Genomic DNA, 12521 nt, shown 5'->3' on the forward strand with positions numbered 1-12521 from the left:
TGATAGGTCGTTTTCAAAGAACACTTGCCTAATCCTTGCCAAAGGGACGATTAAGATATAGCCTTGACTGGCGCACCATAGATATATTGACTAAAGCCTTTCTCAATCTGCTGCTTGATAAAGCTGTTCACCACAGCATAGGACTTTCCGCTGCCCGGCGTACCCAGTACGATGGTGGCACGGAACGGGTTTACCACATTGATATAGCCATTGTTCCACTTCTTCCTGTAGTAGAAACGTGTGGGCAGATTGACGGAATACCCGTTCTCCATGAGGCGGGTTTCCTGCATGAAGCTCTCGTTCTCGACATTGAACACGTCTTCCATGAGGTTGGTACGCAAAAGGCGGCTCATCCATGTGCCCGCCATGAGCAGGCAGACATAGCCCGCCGCCATCGAAGCGGTGTAAAGACCCGCAACCGCTTCCACCGGAAGCGGCAGGGACAGCACCCACCAGTTGCCGAAGAACAGCACCAGCCCCACGGCAAGTACCGCCCAGATCCGGCGCCAGGTGATTTTCTCCTCCTTGACACCCTTCGTGCCGAGGCACGAGAGCGCGAGCAGAAGAAGGGCAAAGAGCTTCGTGTAGAGAATGTGATGGAACAGTCCGGCGGTACGGTCGAAGTTTATCAGTACCCGGTCCACGACACCTATGCCGATGCCCCACAGCCTTACGGCTTCGTAACAATACCAGTAGAGGTGGATGACCACCAGAATAATGCTTACGGCACGGAGAAAATCCATGATTTTCGCCAGTGCTCTCAAATCGTCTTCCTGTTGTGACATAATCTGTTTCTGTTTTCAAGTGAATGACTGAATTATAATCCCTGTCCCTTGCGGCGTTTTTTCCGCCTGCGCCTGAGGTCGCGCTCGAAGGCGGCTTCTTCGGCCTGTGCGCCCGAAGCGTCGCCGCCGAGCAAGCCCAAGCCGGAGGAATACCCCTCGTTGTATTCCACGGCGGGACGGGTGTCGGGCTGCTGCCCGTCCACGGCGATGGTGAACGGTATGGGCGGAGTGCCGGCATACGGCAGGGTGAAATGCTCCTGCAAGGCATTGGCGGAAAACTCCCTGCCCAGACGAGAGCCGTTGAGCACGCAGCCCGTGCGGTGGTCGATGAAGGTCGCTCCGTAGATGCGCCCTTCTTCTGTGTGGCGGAACACCACATCCACACCTTTCGCTTTGAGCAGGGCGACAAACTCCTCGCGGCGGTATGTCCGGGCAAGCGCGGCGGCGACGGTCTTGCGGGTTATCTCCGCCAGACGCCTGTCGCGGATTTGTTCCTTGGAGTATTCAAACCTGCGCTGCACGGCTTCGTAACCGACGGACTTGCCGATGCGGGAAGCCTTGAAGGGAGTGCCGGTCCTGTTACCGGCATCATCAGTGGCGGAATAGACCATCCCGTGATACTCGCGCCCGTCCACCATGCCGCGGGCTTCCTCCACGGTGACGTTGTAGAGCGAGAGAAGGGCGCGGTATTCGCCCATCGTCTGGAACCTGTAGCCTGCCATGACCGCCTTGGCTACATTCGATACCTGCCGCTTGACATCGCCCTGCGATACGTCCACCCTGCGGAGCGGGTTGTCGGTACGGAGCCGGCGGCGGTCAGCCGGGTGAAGCCCGTACTTCTTTTCCAGCTCGGAGGTGATGCGCTTGCTGCGGCGGTGGATGAAGTCACGGTTAAGCCGCCTGCCCCGTTCGTCCACATTGACGGAAACGATGTGCAGGTGGTGGCGGCTGATGTCCTCGTGCTTGAACACGAGATAAGGCTGGTCGCCGTAGCCAAGCCTGTCGAGATACTCGCGTGCGAGCTGTTCCAGTTCCGTGTCGGTCAGACGGTCGTCGGGGTGCGGATTGAGGGAAATGTGGATGACCTTATTCCGAGTGCGCACCTGCTCCGGCATGAACCGCTTGAAGTCCTGCTCGGCACGTGCCACGTCCACATGTCCGCTGCCGTCGTCGAAAATCCGGTTTACGGCAAGGAGCCTGCCTTCGCCCTCATTCACTTTCAGGCCGTTGTAGGCGAGTGCGCCGTACAACGATGTTCCCATGCTTATCTTCGCGACCATCTTTCCTCAAACTCTTTTGAAAGTTCCATGACCTGCCGCGTCAGAGCGGCCAGTTCCTTCGTACATTGCTCCAGCTTGTAGAGCAATGCCATCGCCTTCTTTTCCGAGAAATGGCAGCGAAGCTCCCTGACCACCTGGTTGTAGTTGTTGCCGACCATTCGGTACTGCGCATGGAAAGCGGAGAGCTTCGTGCAGTAGTCCAGCAGCGTCCTGTCCGTGACCAGCACACGGAAGGGCTGTCCGAAGAAGTGCGCTTTCAGGAACACTGCCCTCGCGTACACGCCGGATTTCTCATACATGGCAAGAAACTTCTGCCATTCCTCATTGTCGAAGCGCACCATCACGCAGTGCGACTTGCGGCTCTCTTTCGGATGCCGCCCCCATTTAAGGGACGCTTCATCCCCGTTCTTTTTCTTGTTCATCTTTATTATGGATTTAGTGGTTCGTTTCACGGCACAAGCGCAGCTTCCGGCACGCATACCGCAGGTAGGAAACAGGCTTCCCGACTTCGGAGGGGAAGCCCTCCCCCACAAGGGGCAAGGTCGTTTCCGGGAGTAACCGGAAACCCTTTGAGTTACTCAAAGGACACCTTGCTGTGTCTTTAAGGACACAAGAATCCGTACACGACGGATTGGGGATAAACCTGCTATAACAACCCATAAAGGTATCGGTCGCCCGATACCCTTCGGCTGCCCAAAAGAAGGACGGAGCCGGGGGTACGATGTGCGCATCGGGAGCGTTGCCCTGCCGCTTGGGGGCAAAGGTACGGGGTAAAAACACACCGGGAAGTGGTTGAAAAACGCCACAAGCTACCGGAACGAAGCCAAATGCTGCCACGCAAGGGGGAAACGATACAGACCGGCGGATTTGTATATTCCTTTGCGGACAGAAACGATGAAGCAACAAGGCAAATAAATGGACATGGACGGAAACAGACATTTGAAAAGGCAGGTCCGCACGGACGGACAGACACACAGCTCCGCTGGCGTACTGACATACATACATACTGATGCACTGACGTACATACGTGCTGACGTACTGACGTACATACGTGCTGACGTACTGACGTATTGGCGTATGACAACACACCAGCGGAGACTCAAACCAAGACCTCCGTAGAAATGCGTGTATGCAAGAAAGTGCGCATACGCATATATACAGAGGCAGAGAAATGAACAGGCGGTGAAGCATACCGCCACAGTCATAAACCCACAACGATTAAAACATACAGAAAAATGAACAAGGAAACATTCGTTGCATTCGCAACACAGAAAGGCGGTGTCGGCAAATCGACCGTCACCGCGCTCGTAGCCAACTACATCCACAACGTGATGGGGATAGATGTCGCCGTGATAGACTGCGACGAGCCGCAGCACAGCATCGCCGGGCTGCGCGACAAGGAAACGGCACTTATCGAAAAGAACGACAGCCTGAAAGCCGTTGCCTGTGAACATTTCCGCAAGTCGGGGCGCAAGGGATTTCCCATCGTCCGAAGCAACGCCGTGCAAGCGCTGGACGATGCGGACAGCCTGCTGTCAGAGAAAGGATACCAGCCGGAAATCGTGTTCTTCGACCTGCCGGGCACGCTGAAAAGCGACGGAGTGATAAAGACGCTCTCGCAGATGGACTACATCTTCACGCCCGTCAGCGCCGACCGCTTCGTGGTGGAAAGCGCGTTGCAGTTCGTGATGATGTTCAACGACAACCTCGTCACCACCGGGCTTGCCAAGACGAAAGGCATATCCCTGTTCTGGACAATGGTGGACGGACGGGAAAAGACCGGGCTGTACGACCTGTACGGGAAGCTGTTCGCCGAAAACGACTTCCATGTCCTTGACACGAGGCTGCCCGACAGCAAGCGTTTCCGCCGCGAGCCGTCGGATGACCGCAAGTCGGTGTTCCGCTCGACCATCCTGCCGCCGGACGCCTCCATGCTGAAGGGAAGCCGTATCCGCGAGCTGTCGGAAGAGATATGTTCCATCATCAACGGATAAACCTCATGGCAAGCCGAAAATTGAATACGGAGGGCATAGACGAAAGCCTGCTGCTTGCCTCCATAGGAAAATCCCGTCAGATGGGCGGACCTCCGGCAAGGGAAGGAACGGACGAACCCGATGCCGGCAACGTACCGGAAGATGCGGTACAGCCCACGGAAGCTAAAGCACGGAGCGAACCCGCGAAAAGAAAGAAGCCTGACTACGGCTCGACCTTCCTCAAACGGAACGAGGTGAAACTCCGGCACTGCGTGTACATCAGCAAGGAGGCACACAGCATCGTTTCCAAGATAGTGAACACCATCGCCGACAAGGAAATAACCGTGGGCGGCTACATCGACACGGTGCTGATGCGCCACTTTGAGGAGAACAAGGACGAAATCAACGACCTGTACCGCCGCAACAGGGACAACCTGATTTGAAGAAAACATTGTATCACATAAAAAAGTAAAGACAAAATGAAACTGAACATCCAAATTTTCAAAAGAAAGCAGAGAGAGGAAGCCTATAAGGGCAAGTACCTGAACGGATGCAAGCCGGAAGGCACCGCACGGAAGGCGGTGTACATCAGCCGGGAGAAGCACAAGGCGGTCAGGCGCATAGCGGGCATGGCGGGAGAAAACGGGATGACCATATCCGGCTATACAGACCGCATCGTCACCGAACACCTTGAACACCACGGTACGGAGCCGGAGAGCCTGCACAGGAAGAAAAGCCACGATGTTGTCGGACAGATAGCGGTAAGCCTATGGTGACGCTGCTGCTAATCCTGATGATGGCGTGCAACCTGTGGGTACTGCTCTACCTGACATGGGAACGCAAGGAGTCACGAAAAGCTGACGGCAAGGACGGCATTGAACCGGCACGGGAACCGTTGCCCGATGTCATTGGAAAAAGCAGGTTCAGAATGCCGGAAATGAAGCCACAGGCTGCCACTCCGACGCCAAATGCTGCCACGGAAATGCAAAGCGAGGCGGTGGACGAAAAGGACGTTACCTTTGACGACGAAATGGAAACCGCCGGCAGCCACGCTGCGGAAACGAAGCCGTCGCGCCAAGTGCCCGACGAGGATCTGGACGAGGTTTTCAGGGACAACCGCGTCCACGACACGGACGGGGAACTTGAGGAAGAGCCGCCACAGGCGGGCGGAAGCACCTTTGACGAAATCGACCGTGCGGCAAGGGCGGTGAAGAACCCGAAGGCAGGGAAAGCCGACATCCTGCAAGCGGGCAAGGTATTCCACGAGCTGGAAGGGACAGAGTTCTACGACATGTTCCGGCGCAACAATGCCCGGTACGAGGCAAGGGTGTCGGAAATGGTGGAAACCTATCTCACAAGTATCCAGCCCGCAGAGAAGAAAACAAGAATGAAAGCGGCTGTACGGAAGGAATACGAGAACTTCAACATCCGCGACTATGTATAACAATGTAAAAGATGTAACTAAGATGCGAAAAAAGAAAACCGACTACGGCTAAATCATCGGCTTGCCACCGAATCCACTAAATCCAGAAGCCGGCTTTATCCGAAGCCGCAAGAATTAAAAAGTATCAATCGCCGAAGGGAATATCCCGCCCGGAGGCATAAAAACAAGAAAAGATTATGACAGAAACATCGAAGAAAAAACAAATCATTCTGGCTGTCCTTCTGACGGCTGCCAACATTTCCGCCTTCGCTCAGGGTAACGGCATGGCGGGCATCACCGAAGCCACCAGCATGGTGACATCGTATTTTGACCCGGCGACAAAGCTCATCTACGCCATCGGCGCGGTGGTGGGTCTTATCGGGGGTATCAAGGTCTATGGCAAGTTCTCGTCCGGCGACCCGGACACGAGCAAGACCGCCGCAAGCTGGTTCGGTGCGTGTATCTTCCTGATAGTGAGTGCGACCATTTTACGCTCGTTCTTTCTCTAAACAGGCGTTTTCCATATATAATTAAGGTAAAAGGACAATGGCTGAATACCCGGTAAACAAGGGCATCGGTCGTCCGGTGGAGTTCAAAGGGCTGAAGGCGCAGTACCTGTTCCTGTTCGCGGGCGGGCTGCTCGCTGTCTTCATCCTGTTTGTCATCCTGTACATGGCTGGCGTGAGCCAGTGGGTCTGTATCGGCCTGGGAGTCACGGCGGCTTCCGCCGTCGTGTGGCTCACGTTCCGGCTGAACGCAATGTATGGGGAACACGGGCTGATGAAGCTGGGCGCGGCACGGATGCGCCCACGCTACCTGCTCCACCGCAGACGGGTATGCCGTATGCTAAGACGGAAAAAGAAAGGAGGAAAAGCATGAGAAACGTAATGAAAGCCACCACGCTGGAGAGCCGCTTCCCGCTGCTGGCGGTGGAACACGGGTGCATCATCTCGAAGGACGCGGACATCACCGCAGCCTTCGAGGTGGAACTGCCGGAGGTCTATACCGTGACGGCGGAGGAATACGAGAGTATCCATGCCACGTGGTGCAAGGCAATCAAGGTACTGCCCGACCATTCGGTGCTGCACAAGCAGGACTGGTATATGAAGGAGCTGTACCGCCCCGACTGGGAGAAGGAAGGTACGGGCTTTCTGGCACGGAGCAACGGAATGCACTTCAACGAGCGTCCGTATCTGAACCACAAATGCTACCTGTTCCTGACCAAGACGACAAAAGAGCGCATGAGGCGGCAGAGTAACTGGAACACGCTGTGCCGTGGGCATATCGTCCCGAAAGAGATACGGGACAGGGAAACGGCGGTGAAGTTCATGGAGGCGGTGGAACAGTTCGCCCGCATCATGAACGATTCGGGGCACGTCAAGTTGCGCCGCCTGACGGACGACGAGCTTGCCGGCACGGAAAAGGAAACGGGTATCATAGGCAGATACCTGGCACTGACGACGGAGGATACGGCGTGTCTGGAAGACATCGCCATGAGCGCGGAGGAGATGCGCGTGGGCAGCAACCGCCTGTGCCTGCACACGCTATCGGACACGGAAGACCTGCCGGCTGCGGTAGCCACGGACAGCCGTTACGAACGGCTCTCGACCGACCGTTCGGACTGCCGTCTGTCGTTTGCCGCCCCGCTGGGACTGCTGCTGCCCTGCAACCATATCTACAACCAGTATGTGTTTGTCGGCAACAGCGACGAGGAGCTGCGCCGCTTCGAGAAGTCGGCAAGGAACATGCAGTCGCTCTCGCGCTACAGCCGCCAGAACGCCATCAACTGCGAGTGGATAGAGGAATATCTGAACGAAGCCCACTCACAGGGGCTGAAGTCCGTCCGCGCCCACTTCAACGTGATGGCGTGGAGCGACGACACGGAGGAGCTGAAACGGATAAGGAACGACGTGGGGAGCCAGCTGGCCTCGATGGGATGCGTGCCCCGCCACAACACGACGGACTGCCCGACGCTGTTCTGGGCGGGCATACCGGGCAATGCGGCGGACTTTCCGGCGGAGGAATCGTTCCACACGTTTGTCGAGCAGGCGGTATGCCTGTTCGCCGGAGAGACCAACTACCGGGACTCGCCCTCGGCTTTCGGCATCCGCATGGCAGACCGTATCAGCGGCAAGCCGCTGCATATCGACATATCCGACCTGCCGATGAAGCGCGGCATCACGACCAACCGCAACAAGTTCGTGCTGGGACCGAGCGGAAGCGGCAAGTCGTTCTTCATGAACCATCTGGTGCGGCAGTATTACGAGCAGGGCACGCACGTGGTACTGGTGGACACGGGAAACTCCTATCAGGGACTGTGCGAGATGATACACCGCCGCACGCACGGAAAGGACGGCATCTACTTCACCTATACGGAGGAGAAGCCCATCTCGTTCAACCCGTTCTACACGGATGACGGGGTGTTCGACGTGGAGAAAAAGGACAGCATCAAGACGCTGCTGCTGACATTGTGGAAAAGCGAGAACGAACCCGCCACGAAAACGGAATCGGCGGAGCTGGGAAGCGCGGTGAACGCCTACCTGCTGAAACTCCAACAGGACAGGAGCATCGTGCCTTCGTTCAACACATTCTATGAGTATATGCGGGACGTGTACCGCAAGGAGATGGAGGAACGCTACATCAAGGTGGAAAAGTCGGACTTCAACATCGACAATTTCCTGACCACCCTGAGGCAGTACTACCGGGGCGGACGCTACGACTTCCTGCTCAACTCGACGGAGAACATCGACCTGCTGCACAAGCGGTTCGTGGTCTTCGAGATTGATGCGGTGAAGGATAATGCCGAGCTTTTCCCGGTAGTGACGATTATCATCATGGAAGCGTTCATAAACAAGATGCGGAGGTTGAAAGGCGTGCGTAAGCAGCTGATATGTGAGGAGGCATGGAAAGCCCTGTCATCGGCGAACATGGCATCTTATCTCCAATACCTCTACAAGACAGTGAGAAAGTATTTCGGGGAGGCGATTGTGGTGACACAGGAAGTGGACGACATCATCAGCTCGCCGATTGTGAAGGAGAGCATCATCAACAACTCGGACTGCAAAATATTGCTTGACCAGAGAAAATATATGAACCGCTTTGACCAGATACAGTCGCTCCTGGGGCTGACGGAAAAGGAAAAGTCGCAGATACTCTCGATCAACCAGTCCAACGACCCGGCAAGGCGGTACAAGGAAGTCTGGATTGGACTTGGCGGCACACACTCGGCGGTGTATGCCACGGAGGTGTCGATGCACGAGTACCTTGCCTACACGACGGAGGAAACGGAGAAGATGGAAGTGCGTGAGCTGGCGGAGAAGCTGGACGGCGACATGGAAGCCGCCATCCGTCAGGTAGCGGAGAGACGGAAAGAGGAACGGACGGGACAGTGAACCGGCAGGAAATATACAGTAAATGAAAAATAGAAAATGATTTATGAACCAACAGACTGACAACATGTACATTGATGACGGATACAGCGATGAAGCGCTGCGGAAACGGGAGGAAATCCGGGAGCATATCTCATGGTTCCGTGAGTTCCTGACATTCGGGACCGGACTGCCGGAACATATCAGAAGGCGATACGGACTGGAAGAAGAGTACCAGCGGTACAAGAAACTGGAAATACAGGTTCACCGGATGCCTGCTGAACCGGACTGCAGGGGATATGGGAAGGAGCAGCGCATGAAAGAACTGTGCGAGGCAGGAAGAGCCAAGGGAAAAATCACTCTTGCGGTGGAAAAGGCTTACGAAAGCATCTGCCCCGCTCCGGCAAGGGACTATCTGGAAGAAAAATATCAGGAACTGCTCTATCTGAGAGGTATGGTGTACCGGAAAGACTATGACGACCCGATGTGGTACAAGCCGGAAATCCTGAACAAATACGGCATTGACCACAAGAAACCGCGCGAAACGGTGCTCAAGCAGGTGGAAAAGGCATACCGGGAACTGGATGCCCGATTCTGCCGGATGACGGGCAAGAAGCCGGATGCGGACGAGCTGTTCGGCAAACCCGCAGTACGGCAGTCGGCACCTGCACAGAAGGAGGCGCCGGAGAATGGCGCAAGGGAAAACCGCATGTGCAGGCGTAAAGGCAGAAGACCGGGATTCTGACGGAAAAGGAAACAGGGCGGACTCCGGCTACGGAAAAGACGAAAAGAAAAAAGGATTGAAAAAAATGAAAGAACAAGACTTAAAGAAGACAAGAAAATGAACATCAAACTGACAAAGACCGAAAGGCTGCTGCTGTGCGGCGGTCTGATAGGCCTGGCATCGCTGATGCTGCAAGCCTGTGATATAATGGCAAAAGAAGACGGCGACACCCGCGACAGAATCTGCGGAAACTGGGAAAACGCGGAAGCCGGTCCCGACATACTGGTGTACAGGGAGGGAGAATCATATAAGGTGACACTGTTCAGACGTAAGGGTGTACGCCGCGTACTGAGACCGGAGACCTATCTGCTGCAGAGGGAGGAGAACGGCAACCTGTATATGAACACGGGGTTCCGCATTGACGTGGCATACAACGAGGAGACGGATGTGCTGACATTCTCGCCGGGCGGTGACTATGTCCGGGTGAACACGGATGCAGGTGACGGCGAAAGGACAAAGGAGAAAGAGAATATGCAATAGCAACTTAACGAACCACTAAATCCAAAAAAAGAATGAGAATGAGACAGAAACTGAAAATACCGCTGATTGCGGTCTGCCTGTGCCTTGCGGGGACAGGCGGGGCAAATGCCCAATGGGTGGTGTCCGACCCCGGAAATCTTGCGCAGAGCATCATCAACTCCGCCAAGGAGATGGTGGAGACAGCCGGGACGAAAGCCAACACCCTGAACGGCTTTCTGGAAACGAAGAAGGTGTTCGAGCAGGGAAAGGCGTATTACGACGCACTGAAATCAGTGCACGACGTGGTAAAGGGCGGCGCGAAGGTGGCGAAAAGCATCTCTCTGGTAATGGAAATATCGGAAATCTATGTGGACAACTACCAGAAGATGCTTTCGGACGAGAACTACACGCCGGAGGAGCTTGCCGCCATCTCGTCGGGCTATGCGATGCTGATAGACGAAAGCTCGGACGTGCTGCAGGACCTGAAGAATGTGGTGAACGTGACGGGCATGTCACTGACGGATGCGGAAAGGCTCGCCATCATAGACAATGCCTACCGCAGCCTGATGAACTACCGCAACCTCGTGCGCTACTACACGAACAAGACCATATCGGTGTCGTACCTGCGGGCGAGAAAGAAGAACGACATGGACCGGGTGATGGCACTCTACGGGAACTCCAACGAAAAATACTGGTAGCCTATGGGAGAGTTTGATAACCTGCACCAGATACTCCTCTCGCTATATGAGGAGATGATGCCGCTCTGCTCGGACATGGCAGGAGTGGCAAAGGGGCTTGCCGGACTGGGCGCCCTGTTCTATGTGGCGATGCGCGTGTGGCAGTCGCTCGCCCGTGCCGAGGCGATAGACGTGTACCCGCTGCTGCGGCCGTTTGCCATCGGACTGTGCATCCTCTTCTTCCCGACCATCGTGCTGGGGACGATGAACTCCGTTCTGGGAGTAATCGTACAGGGGACGCACTCGATACTGGAGGAACAGACCTTTGACATGGAGAAGTACAGGGAACAGAAAGACAGGCTGGAATATGAGGCGATGATGCGCAACCCGGAAACTGCCTATCTCGCCTCGGACGAGGAGTTCGACCGCCAGATAGACGAGCTGGGCTGGTCGCCGTCGGACATGATCACCATGACGGGCATGTACATGGACCGTGCGGCGTACAACATCAAGAAGAGCGTGCGTGACTGGTTCCGCGAACTGCTGGAGCTGATGTTCGCAGCTGCCGCCCTTGTCATCGACACGCTCAGGACGTTCTTCCTGGTGGTGCTGTCGATACTGGGACCCGTCGCCTTCGCCTTCTCGGTATGGGACGGCTTCCACTCCACGCTTTCGGCATGGTTCAGCCGCTACATACAGATTTACCTGTGGCTGCCCGTCTCCGACCTGTTCAGCACGATACTGGCGAAGATACAGATACTGATGCTCCAGAATGACATCGAGGCGATGCAGGCAGACCCGAACTTCTCGGTAGAGGCGAGCAACGGGGTGTACATCGTGTTCCTCGTTATCGGCATCGTGGGATACTTCACCATCCCGACGGTAGCCGGATGGATAATCCAGGCCGGTGGCGGAGTGGGCAGCTACAACAAGAACATCGGTACTGCGGGCGCCCTTGGCGGCAGTCTGGCAGGTGCGGCAGCCGGAAACGTGGCGGGACGCACGGGCAAGTTCATCAGAAAACAGGCCGGACGGCTGCTGAAAAGAAAATAGCCTGATAACCGGGGCGGTATCCTGGCATAGCTGCTGTGCCACCCCGGGAAAGCATACCAAAATGATTTTACAAACCATAAAAAACAGAAAGAATGGAGTTCAAGAGCCTGAATAACATAGAAACGAGTTTCCGGCAGATACGTCTGTTCGGAATCATCTACACGGCGGTATGTGCCGCCATCGTCCTCTGCTCGGTGGTATGCGCCTTCCGCTTCGCCGAAGCGCAGAGGCAGAAGATATACGTACTTGACGGGGGAAAGAGCCTGATGCTCGCCCTCTCGCAGGACCTGTCGCAGAACCGTCCGGCGGAAGCGAGGGAGCATGTGCGCCGCTTCCACGAGCTGTTCTTCACCCTCTCGCCGGAGAAGAGTGCCATCGAGCACAACGTGAAGCGTGCGCTGCTGCTGGCGGACAGAAGCGCGTACAACTACTACGCCGACTTTGCGGAAAAGGGATTCTACAACCGCATCATTGCGGGGAACATCAACCAGGTGCTCCAGGTGGACAGCGTGGTCTGCAACTTCGACCGCTACCCCTACGAGGCACGCACCTACGCAAGGCAGATGATCATCAGGGAAAGCAACGTGACGGAACGCACGCTGGTAACGACCTGCCGGCTGCTCAACGCGAGCCGCTCGGACGACAATCCGAACGGGTTCACCATAGAGGGATTCACGATACTGGAGAACAGGGACATCAGAAGCATGGAGAGATAGGCG

General features: G+C 55.8%; 14 protein-coding genes and 2 pseudogenes. 12 read left to right on the forward strand and 4 right to left on the reverse strand.

Features of this window, described 5'->3' with window-relative positions; translation table 11 throughout:
* Positions 1–77: 77 nt before the first annotated feature.
* From KFO40_RS20540 to KFO40_RS20555, 4 genes and pseudogenes are all read right to left on the reverse strand, one after another.
* Positions 78–785: pseudogene (locus KFO40_RS20540) on the reverse strand (YWFCY domain-containing protein); the annotation flags it as partial.
* A 32-nt stretch (positions 786–817) separates the two neighbouring features.
* Positions 818–2065 carry a conjugal transfer protein MobB gene (gene mobB, locus KFO40_RS20545; protein ID WP_211146739.1) on the reverse strand — a complete coding sequence of 416 codons (1248 nt, stop codon included), beginning with the start codon at positions 2063–2065 and terminating at the stop codon, positions 818–820.
* Positions 2050–2487: a conjugal transfer protein MobA gene (gene mobA / locus KFO40_RS20550; RefSeq protein ID WP_005650187.1), complete on the reverse strand. Its 438-nt coding sequence runs from the start codon at positions 2485–2487 to the stop codon at positions 2050–2052. The genes mobB and mobA overlap by 16 nt, the downstream gene beginning before the upstream one ends.
* Positions 2488–2500: 13 nt before the next feature.
* Positions 2501–3154, reverse strand: a complete 654-nt coding sequence (locus KFO40_RS20555; protein ID WP_211146740.1) for a hypothetical protein — start codon at positions 3152–3154, stop codon at positions 2501–2503.
* 98 nt (positions 3155–3252) lie between these two features.
* Here KFO40_RS20555 and KFO40_RS20560 point away from each other — a divergent pair.
* The 12 genes and pseudogenes from KFO40_RS20560 to traK all read left to right on the forward strand — a co-directional run.
* Positions 3253–4059, forward strand: a pseudogene (locus KFO40_RS20560) (ParA family protein); the annotation flags it as partial.
* 5 nt (positions 4060–4064) lie between these two features.
* On the forward strand, positions 4065–4481 hold the full coding sequence (locus tag KFO40_RS20565; RefSeq protein WP_005650191.1) for a DUF3408 domain-containing protein: 417 nt from the start codon (positions 4065–4067) through the stop codon (positions 4479–4481).
* A 36-nt stretch (positions 4482–4517) separates the two neighbouring features.
* A complete protein-coding gene (locus KFO40_RS20570; protein WP_007565549.1) occupies positions 4518–4814 on the forward strand; it encodes a DUF3408 domain-containing protein in 297 nt (98 codons plus the stop codon).
* Positions 4808–5482 carry a hypothetical protein gene (locus KFO40_RS20575; protein ID WP_005650194.1) on the forward strand — a complete coding sequence of 225 codons (675 nt, stop codon included), beginning with the start codon at positions 4808–4810 and terminating at the stop codon, positions 5480–5482. The genes KFO40_RS20570 and KFO40_RS20575 overlap by 7 nt, the downstream gene beginning before the upstream one ends.
* Positions 5483–5658: 176 nt before the next feature.
* Complete coding sequence (locus tag KFO40_RS20580) at positions 5659–5970, forward strand: DUF4134 domain-containing protein (protein ID WP_211146741.1); 312 nt, start codon at positions 5659–5661, stop codon at positions 5968–5970.
* Between the two features lie 37 nt (positions 5971–6007).
* A complete protein-coding gene (locus KFO40_RS20585; RefSeq protein WP_211146742.1) occupies positions 6008–6340 on the forward strand; it encodes a DUF4133 domain-containing protein in 333 nt (110 codons plus the stop codon).
* Positions 6337–8853 (forward strand): TraG family conjugative transposon ATPase, encoded by a 2517-nt coding sequence (locus KFO40_RS20590; RefSeq protein ID WP_211146743.1) that lies wholly within the window; start codon positions 6337–6339, stop codon positions 8851–8853. The genes KFO40_RS20585 and KFO40_RS20590 overlap by 4 nt, the downstream gene beginning before the upstream one ends.
* 43 nt (positions 8854–8896) lie before the next feature.
* Positions 8897–9574, forward strand: a complete 678-nt coding sequence (locus KFO40_RS20595; RefSeq protein ID WP_211146744.1) for a hypothetical protein — start codon at positions 8897–8899, stop codon at positions 9572–9574.
* 96 nt (positions 9575–9670) lie between these two features.
* Positions 9671–10093, forward strand: coding sequence for a DUF3876 domain-containing protein (locus tag KFO40_RS20600; protein WP_211146745.1), 423 nt, complete (start codon positions 9671–9673; stop codon positions 10091–10093).
* Between the two features lie 38 nt (positions 10094–10131).
* The gene (locus KFO40_RS20605) at positions 10132–10770 is read left to right on the forward strand and encodes a DUF4141 domain-containing protein (RefSeq protein ID WP_005650203.1); all 639 of its coding nucleotides are present in this window, start codon (positions 10132–10134) and stop codon (positions 10768–10770) included.
* A 3-nt stretch (positions 10771–10773) separates the two neighbouring features.
* A complete protein-coding gene (gene traJ / locus KFO40_RS20610) occupies positions 10774–11802 on the forward strand; it encodes a conjugative transposon protein TraJ (RefSeq protein ID WP_087405823.1) in 1029 nt (342 codons plus the stop codon).
* A gap of 92 nt (positions 11803–11894) precedes the next feature.
* Positions 11895–12518: a conjugative transposon protein TraK gene (gene traK, locus KFO40_RS20615; RefSeq protein ID WP_211146746.1), complete on the forward strand. Its 624-nt coding sequence runs from the start codon at positions 11895–11897 to the stop codon at positions 12516–12518.
* Positions 12519–12521: the final 3 nt, after the last annotated feature.

It is taken from the genome of Bacteroides sp. 1001302B_160321_D4 (assembly GCF_015667765.1).
In the GTDB taxonomy this organism is placed as follows: domain Bacteria; phylum Bacteroidota; class Bacteroidia; order Bacteroidales; family Bacteroidaceae; genus Bacteroides; species Bacteroides xylanisolvens.

Bases quoted from the DNA above. Each gene is read 5' to 3' on its own strand.
- traK (WP_211146746.1), top strand. From the start codon at position 11,895: ATGGAGTTCAAGAGCCTGAATAACATAGAAACGAGTTTCCGGCAGATA.
- KFO40_RS20595 (WP_211146744.1), top strand. From the start codon at position 8,897: ATGAACCAACAGACTGACAACATGTACATTGATGACGGATACAGCGAT.
- KFO40_RS20575 (WP_005650194.1), top strand. From the start codon at position 4,808: ATGGTGACGCTGCTGCTAATCCTGATGATGGCGTGCAACCTGTGGGTA.
- traJ (WP_087405823.1), top strand. From the start codon at position 10,774: ATGGGAGAGTTTGATAACCTGCACCAGATACTCCTCTCGCTATATGAG.
- KFO40_RS20565 (WP_005650191.1), top strand. From the start codon at position 4,065: ATGGCAAGCCGAAAATTGAATACGGAGGGCATAGACGAAAGCCTGCTG.
- mobB (WP_211146739.1), bottom strand. From the start codon at position 2,065: ATGGTCGCGAAGATAAGCATGGGAACATCGTTGTACGGCGCACTCGCC.
- KFO40_RS20580 (WP_211146741.1), top strand. From the start codon at position 5,659: ATGACAGAAACATCGAAGAAAAAACAAATCATTCTGGCTGTCCTTCTG.
- KFO40_RS20570 (WP_007565549.1), top strand. From the start codon at position 4,518: ATGAAACTGAACATCCAAATTTTCAAAAGAAAGCAGAGAGAGGAAGCC.
- mobA (WP_005650187.1), bottom strand. From the start codon at position 2,487: ATGAACAAGAAAAAGAACGGGGATGAAGCGTCCCTTAAATGGGGGCGG.
- KFO40_RS20590 (WP_211146743.1), top strand. From the start codon at position 6,337: ATGAGAAACGTAATGAAAGCCACCACGCTGGAGAGCCGCTTCCCGCTG.
- KFO40_RS20605 (WP_005650203.1), top strand. From the start codon at position 10,132: ATGAGACAGAAACTGAAAATACCGCTGATTGCGGTCTGCCTGTGCCTT.
- KFO40_RS20585 (WP_211146742.1), top strand. From the start codon at position 6,008: ATGGCTGAATACCCGGTAAACAAGGGCATCGGTCGTCCGGTGGAGTTC.
- KFO40_RS20600 (WP_211146745.1), top strand. From the start codon at position 9,671: ATGAACATCAAACTGACAAAGACCGAAAGGCTGCTGCTGTGCGGCGGT.